General features: G+C 71.4%; 5 protein-coding genes. 4 read left to right on the plus strand and 1 reads right to left on the minus strand.

What is annotated here, in order from left to right; all coding sequences use genetic code 11:
• Positions 1-168: 168 nt before the first annotated feature.
• Positions 169-1071, minus strand: coding sequence for a hypothetical protein (locus tag AB0K09_RS27305; protein WP_366068068.1), 903 nt, complete (start codon positions 1069-1071; stop codon positions 169-171).
• Between the two features lie 368 nt (positions 1072-1439).
• Between AB0K09_RS27305 and mtnA the strand changes: the two genes are divergently transcribed.
• The 4 genes from mtnA to AB0K09_RS27325 form a co-directional block, all read left to right on the plus strand.
• Positions 1440-2618 carry an S-methyl-5-thioribose-1-phosphate isomerase gene (gene mtnA / locus AB0K09_RS27310; RefSeq protein ID WP_366068069.1) on the plus strand — a complete coding sequence of 393 codons (1179 nt, stop codon included), beginning with the start codon at positions 1440-1442 and terminating at the stop codon, positions 2616-2618.
• Entirely contained in the window at positions 2615-3292 is a 678-nt protein-coding gene (gene mtrA / locus AB0K09_RS27315) for a two-component system response regulator MtrA (RefSeq protein WP_023550067.1), read from the plus strand. The genes mtnA and mtrA overlap by 4 nt, the downstream gene beginning before the upstream one ends.
• A 1-nt stretch (position 3293) precedes the next feature.
• A complete protein-coding gene (gene mtrB / locus AB0K09_RS27320) occupies positions 3294-5273 on the plus strand; it encodes an MtrAB system histidine kinase MtrB (RefSeq protein ID WP_366068070.1) in 1980 nt (659 codons plus the stop codon).
• Positions 5266-6960: LpqB family beta-propeller domain-containing protein (locus AB0K09_RS27325; RefSeq protein ID WP_366068071.1), on the plus strand; the 1695-nt coding region annotated here is incomplete at its 3' end. The genes mtrB and AB0K09_RS27325, both read left to right, overlap by 8 nt.

Consider the following 6960-nt stretch of genomic DNA (forward strand, 5'->3'; position numbering starts at 1 on the left):
ACTGCATGGGGGACCGTGTGGGAGAGTAGGACGCCGCCGAACTATTGTTGAGAGAAAGCCCTGGCAGGGTTCCCCTGCCAGGGCTTTCTCGCGTTCAGGGGTATTTACCACGACTCCCGGCCCCTTTGCCGGCCCCCGCACCGGGGGCCGGCGAAGCGCTCCAATGTCTCAGACACCCGCCGCGCGGGCGAGCTCGAGGTCGAGGGATTCGCGGCGAATGCGCTGGTCCATATAGAGCAGGGCGGTCACGCCGGCCGTAACCGGAAGCGAAATGGTCGTGGCGAGAACTCCGCCCACCGCCGCAATCACCGGAGAAGAGCCGGACTTGCCGGTCAAGATCAATTCAATGATGTTGAGCGGTATCTGCAAGATCATCTGAACCACGAAAACGAGCGCGGTCGCGAGCATTTGGATGCCGAATATCCGCCACCACACCGGCGTCGTGAGCTTCACCGACCGGGCGAGGGCCTCGCGAATACCCTGCTTCTCCAGCATGAGGGCCGGTGCGGCCAGGCTGTAGCGAATCCAGAGCCATATCATTCCCGCCGCTCCCGCCAGGCCACCGACGGCGGTCAGCGAGACGCCGAGCGCGTGCGCTCCGGCCACCATGACCAGCAGCCCCGGTGCGACGGCGACCGCGCACATGCCGAGCATCAGCAGGGTCACCAGACCCACCAGGCCGGCCATGGGCAGCAGTCGTGGCCGGGTGTCGCGCCATGCCTCGCGCGCTGTGATCGAGCGGCCCAGAACCGCGCGGCTGACGACGACCGTGAGCATCCCGGCGGCGAAGATCCAGCCCAGCAGTCCGAGGAATGTGCCGAGGCCCAGTGTGCCCGCCGAGTCCCTGATGGTCCCCAGCAGTTCGTGGAGATCCACCGAGGCGGTATCGGCCATCTTGCCGTCGAGCTCGGCGCCGTCCTTCAGCCACAGGGTGGTGGCGAGGGTCGTCACGGCCTGGGTGGCGAGGGCCACCGACAGCGAGACCCCGAGCGCGGGGCGCCAGTGCGTCCGCAGCGTGTTGACGGCGCCCTCGATGATCTCGCCGACGCCGAGCGGGCGGAGTGGGATCACCCCGGGCTGTGGTGCCGTCGGCTGCGTGCCCCATCCGTTCCCGCTCCCGCCCCAGCCGCCGTGGTTCCACGGCCCATCCTTCGGCCCGTCCTTCGGCCCGTGCTTCGGGGGCTCGCCGTTCCCGCCGGGCGGGGTACGGCCCGGAGACTCGTTCATCCTCTGTCCATCCTGTCTCGCCTGTCGCTCTTGCCGGTCAGTCATCGTGTCACGGCGCTCGAACGGCCCGGGCGGCCCGCAGGAGCCGCGCGCGAAGCCGAACACACCACGCCGCGAGCCCTTTCGAGCCGTCATGAGCCCGGGTGGGCTCGTAAGGGGGAGAGACGGAGGGAGACCTTCAATAGTTGCCCTGAGCGGGGCAGACTGGACCAATGGCTGATCAGTACGCGGTACCTGTGAACCCATCCGAATCGCCTGAATCGACGCCCGGATCCGGTGGTGTTCCCGCCCTTCGGTGGGAGGAGCCGCCGGAGGGGCCGGTGATCGTCCTCCTCGATCAGCGGCGGCTGCCCGCCGAGGAGATCGAGTTGCTGTGCACGGATGTGCCCGCGCTGGTCGACGCGATCGGCACGCTCGCGGTGCGCGGCGCGCCGCTGCTGGGGATAGCCGGGGCGTACGGGGTGGCGCTGGCAGCCGCCAGGGGCTTCGACGTGGACGAGTCGGCCGCGATGCTCGCCCACGCCCGCCCGACCGCCGTCAACCTCGCGTACGGCGTGCGGCGGGCCCAGGACGCGTACCACGGCGCGCTGAAGGGCGGTGCGGACGCCCGCCGGGCCGCGGCGGCCGCGCTGACCGAGGCACGGGCGCTGCACCGGGAGGACGCGGAGGCCAGCGCGCGGATGGCCGAGCACGGTCTGTCGCTGCTGTCCGAGCTGCGTCCGGGCGGCGGCTACCGGCTGCTGACCCACTGCAACACCGGGGCGCTGGTCTCCGGTGGTGAGGGCACGGCCCTCGCGGTGGTGGGCGCCGCGCACAGGGCGGGGGAGCTGCGGCGGCTGTGGGTGGACGAGACGCGGCCGTTGTTGCAGGGCGCGCGGCTGACCGCGTACGAGGCGGCGCGCAGCGGGATGGCGTACACGCTGCTCCCGGACAACGCGGCGGGGTCGCTGTTCGCGGCGGGTGAGGTGGACGCGGTGCTGATCGGCGCGGACCGGATAGCCGCGGACGGCTCGGTGGCGAACAAGGTCGGCAGCTATCCCCTCGCGGTGCTGGCGCGCTATCACCATGTGCCGTTCATCGTCGTCGCGCCCACCACCACGGTCGATCTCCGTACGGCCCAGGGGTCGGAGATCGAGGTGGAGCAGCGGCCAGGGCACGAGGTCACGGAATTCGCCGGGCCGGTGGTCCCGGAACCGGGGGCCGAAGCGGGTACAGGAGTGCCGGTGGCACCCCTCGGGACGCAGGCGTACAACCCTGCGTTCGATATCACACCGCCGGAGTTGGTGACCGCGATTGTCACGGAAAACGGGGTTGTTTCCCCCGTGACGGAGGCCGGTCTGGTGGAGCTGTGTGCCAGGTCACGATCGGGTAATGGGATGATGTCGATATGAAGGGACGCGTCCTTGTCGTCGACGACGACACCGCACTGGCCGAGATGCTCGGAATTGTGCTGCGTGGTGAAGGGTTCGAGCCGTCGTTTGTAGCCGACGGCGACAAGGCACTGGCAGCATTTCGCGAGACGAAGCCTGATCTTGTTCTGCTGGATCTGATGCTGCCCGGCCGGGACGGTATCGAGGTCTGCAGGCTGATCCGGGCCGAGTCCGGGGTGCCGATCGTGATGCTGACCGCCAAGAGCGACACGGTCGACGTGGTGGTCGGGCTGGAGTCCGGTGCGGATGACTACATCGTCAAGCCGTTCAAGCCGAAGGAGCTGGTGGCCCGGATCCGGGCGCGGCTGCGGAGGTCGGAGGAGCCGGCGCCGGAGCAGCTGACGATCGGTGATCTGGTCATCGACGTCGCGGGTCACTCGGTGAAGCGGGACGGGCAGTCGATCGCGCTCACCCCGCTGGAGTTCGACCTGCTGGTCGCGCTCGCCCGCAAGCCCTGGCAGGTGTTCACCCGTGAGGTGCTGCTGGAGCAGGTGTGGGGCTACCGGCACGCGGCGGACACGCGTCTGGTGAACGTGCATGTGCAGCGGCTGCGCTCGAAGGTCGAGAAGGACCCGGAGCGGCCGGAGATCGTGGTGACCGTGCGTGGTGTGGGCTACAAGGCCGGGCCGAGCTGACATGTCGGGCAACGGTGCCGCCCCGGAGCGGGGCGCGGGGCGGCCCGTCGGCACGGCGGGCGGCGGCATATCTTTTCTGCGGCGGCTGTGGCGCGCCGGGCAGCTGCTGCCCGACGGCGCGGCGGCGGGGCCGGTGCATCCCGTGCTGAGGCTGTACATGCGCTGGGTGCGGCGGCCGCTGCTGCCGGCGATGCGGCTGTGGCGGCGCAACATCCAGCTGCGGGTGGTGGCCACCACCCTGCTGATGTCGCTGGGCGTGGTGCTGCTGCTCGGCATCGTGGTCATCGGGCAGGTGCGCAACGGGCTGCTGGAGACCAAGCAGCACGCTTCGACGAGCCAGGCAGAGGGCGGTTTCAAGGCGGCGCGGGACGCCGCCGACTCCGGTCCGGACGGCCGGCAGGACTCCGGGCAGTCGGGTGGCCACGGCACGCCGGACTCCGGTGCCTGGCTGACGGCCCTGGTGCAGCAGCTCGCCAGTGGCGGGCAGGGTGTCTACCACGTGGTGGCGCTGAGCGCGGGCGACGGGGACGCCTCGTACGTGGGCGCGCGCGGGCCGCGTGCCTCCGGGGACATCGACCCCGAGCACAGTGTGCCGGTGGATCTGCGGCGGCAGCTGGACAGCCGGAACGGCACGTTCGAGAAGCCGGGTTCCATCAAGCACAGTGCCTCGGACGAGGGCGAGCCGGCGCTGATCGTGGGCAAGCGGCTCTACGACGTCAACGGCAAGCCGTACCAGCTCTACTACCTCTTCCCGTTCACGCAGGAGGAGAAGTCGCTGAGCCTGGTCAAGGGCACGCTGGCGACCGCCGGGGTGTTTGTGGTGGTGCTGCTGGGCGCCATCGCGTGGCTCGTGGTGCGGCAGATCGTCACGCCCGTGCGGATGGCCGCGAGTATCTCCGAGCGGCTGGCCGCCGGTGTGCTCCAGGAGCGGATGAAGGTCACCGGCGAGGACGACATCGCACGTCTGGGTGAAGCCTTCAACAAGATGGCGCAGAACCTCCAGATCAAGATCCAGCAGCTGGAGGAGCTGTCCCGCATGCAGCGCCGGTTCGTCTCGGACGTCTCGCACGAGCTGCGGACGCCGCTGACGACGGTGCGGATGGCTGCCGAGGTCATCCACGAGGCACGGGACGACTTCGACCCTGTCACGGCGCGCTCGGCGGAGCTGCTGTTCGGGCAGGTGGACCGGTTCGAGTCGCTGCTGTCCGATCTGCTGGAGATCAGCCGGTTCGACGCGGGTGCGGCGGCCCTGGAGGCCGAGCCCATCGATCTGCGCGACGTGGTGAACCGGGTCGTGGACGGCGCGCTGCCGCTGGCGGACTGCAAGGGCAGCAGGATTCTCGTGCGGGGCGCGGAGCAGCCCGTCATCGCGGAGGCGGACGCGCGCCGTGTGGAGCGCGTGCTGCGCAACCTGGTGGTCAACGCCGTGGAGCACGGCGAGGGCCGCGACGTGATCGTGCGGCTGGCGGTGGCCGGTGGCGCCGTCGCGGTGGCGGTGCGCGACTACGGCGTGGGGCTCAAGCCGGGCGAGGCGACGCGGGTGTTCAACCGCTTCTGGCGGGCGGACCCGGCGCGGGCGCGGACGACCGGTGGTACGGGTCTGGGCCTGTCGATCGCCGTGGAGGACGCACGGCTGCACGGCGGCTGGCTGCAGGCCTGGGGCGAGCCGGGCGGCGGCTCGCAGTTCCGGCTGACGCTGCCGCGTACGGCCGGTGACTCGCTGCGGGGCTCGCCGATCCCGCTGGAGCCGGAGGACTCGCGGCGCAACCGCGGGCTGGGCGAGAGCGCGCCGCAGCAGACCGGTCCGGTACGGGGCGTGGCCGTGCCGGCGCAGGCGAGGAATTCGCGTCCCACGGCGGACCCGACGGCGTTGCCCGGCAGCGGGTCGCGCGTGGTGGCACGGCCGGGCGGTACGGCGCTCGACAGGACGGCGGGCAGCGCCAGCGGCCGGGCCGGAGGTGACCGTGACGGACATGCGTGACGAGGAGGCGCCACGGGCGGGCACGGCAGGCGTACGGAAGGCGGACGGGATGGCGGCCCAGCGTGGAGCGGTGCGGTGCGGCCGCACCCGGCGGCGCGGCCGTCCTGCGGGTCTGCTCGTTCTCGCGGCCGCCGGCGCGCTGCTGGCGGGCTGTGCGTCCATGCCGGACAGCGGGGACGTCACGTCGGTGGATTCCTCCCAGCGTGCCGACGCGGACTCGCAGGTGCGTGTGTACGGTGTGCCGCCGCGCAAGGGTGAGCAGCCGCTGGAGCTCGTCGCGGGCTTCCTGGAGGCCACCACGAGCGACGACCCGGACTACGGGACCGCCCGGATGTACCTGGCGCGCGGGGCGAAGCGGCAGTGGGACCCCGCCCTGTCCACGACCGTGCTGGCGGAGACGCCGCAGGTGCGCGTGGAGCGCAGCGGCGACCGCGACCAGGGCATCAGCATCACGCTGACCGGCAAGCAGATCGCGCAGGTCGACGCCAAGCACGCCTACAAGCCGGACGAGCACGCGTACCAGGCCCAGATCCACATGGCGCGCGAGGACGGCGAGTGGCGCATCGACGCGCCGCCGGTCGGGCTCGTGCTGGGCATCGCCGACTTCCAGCGGATCTACCGTTCGGTCAACAAGTACTACTTCGCCGAGCTGGGCCCCTCCGCCCCGGCCGGCGGAAGCCCGTCCAAGACGTCCGGGGTGCTCGTCGCCGACCCGGTCTATCTGCGCAAGCGGATAGACCCGGTGACCTCCTCGGTCAAGGCGCTGCTGGACGGGCCGACCAGCTGGCTGGACCCGGTGGCAGGGACGGCCTTCCCGACCGGGGCGCGCATGGAGGACCAGCGGCTGTCGCCGGACGACTCCAACGCGCTGAAGGTGCGGCTCAACGAGCGCGTGGCGGACGTCAACCAGGAGCAGTGCCTGCGCATGGCCGCCCAGGTGATGTACACCGTCCAGGAGACGGCCAAGGTCACGGACGTGACCCTGCAGCGCAAGGACGGTTCACGGCTGTGCGAGCTCGGCAACGAGCAGGCCAGGAGCTACGCGCCGGACCAGACGGCCGGCCGGGCGGACCGGCAGTACTTCCTGGACGCGCAGCACCGGCTGATGAGCCTGTCGGACAGTGATGACGAGCCGCGCCGCGTGGCCGGGCCGTTCGGTGCGGACGGTGCGGTGCAGCTGCGTTCGGTGGCCGTCTCCCGGGATACGCGCCGGGCGGCGGGCGTTTCTGCCAACGGGCAGGCGCTCTTCGTGACGCAGATGCAGTCCGGCGCGCCCCTGGGCGACGCGCGGCTGACCGTGCACGGCAGTGGTGCGAAGACGAGCGGACTGACGGCACCGAGCTGGGACGGCCTGGGCGATCTGTGGGTCGCCGACCAGGATCCGGACCGGCCGCGGCTGCTGCGGCTGCCCGACGGTACGGGGGCGCCGGAGGAGGTCCAGGTGCCCGGGCTGGACGGCGGGCGGATCACCGGGCAGCGGATCGCGTCCGACGGCGTGCGCGTCGCGCTGCTGGTGACCAAGGGCGACAGGACGACGCTCAAGCTGGGTCGCGTCGAGCGCCGCGTGGTCGGGGGCCGGCCCAGCCTGTCGGTGCAGGAGCTGCGGGCGGTGGCGCCCAAGCTGGAGAACGTCGACGCGGTCTCCTGGGCGCCGGGTCATCCCGGTCGTCCGCCGATTCCTCGCCGA

It is taken from the genome of Streptomyces sp. NPDC049577, assembly GCF_040675635.1.
Lineage (GTDB): Bacteria > Actinomycetota > Actinomycetes > Streptomycetales > Streptomycetaceae > Streptomyces.